This is a genomic window from Streptomyces flavovariabilis (assembly GCF_000725785.1).
Taxonomy (GTDB): domain Bacteria; phylum Actinomycetota; class Actinomycetes; order Streptomycetales; family Streptomycetaceae; genus Streptomyces; species Streptomyces hawaiiensis.
The window spans coordinates 1-268 of sequence record NZ_JNXD01000114.1 but is presented as its reverse complement, the minus strand read 5'-3'; the positions used below and the strand labels follow the sequence as shown (position 1 = coordinate 268).

At 64.2% G+C, this 268-nt stretch carries 1 pseudogene; it reads right to left on the bottom strand.

What is annotated here, in order from left to right:
* Positions 1-268: pseudogene (locus tag IO24_RS0140160) on the bottom strand (ABC transporter substrate-binding protein); the annotation flags it as partial.

Sequence of the window (268 nt, the reverse complement as noted above, 5' to 3'; positions counted from 1 at the left end):
CTTGCCGACCGCGTACTCCGGCAGGTTGTGCTCCGCGATACCGGCACCCTTGACACTCTTCAGCCGGTCATGGTCCACCGGCTCCAGGCACTCAAGGCGCGCCATCTTCTGGAAGATGAGCAGGCTGTTGTCCATCAGGTCGACCTGCGGCCGGCCCTGCCTGACCTGGGCGATGACCTGCGCGGACTGGTAGTTGACCGTGGTGACCGTGATGCCGGTCTCCTTGGCGAACGGCTCGTAGATCGCCTTCGTCAGCGCGTCGTTGTAG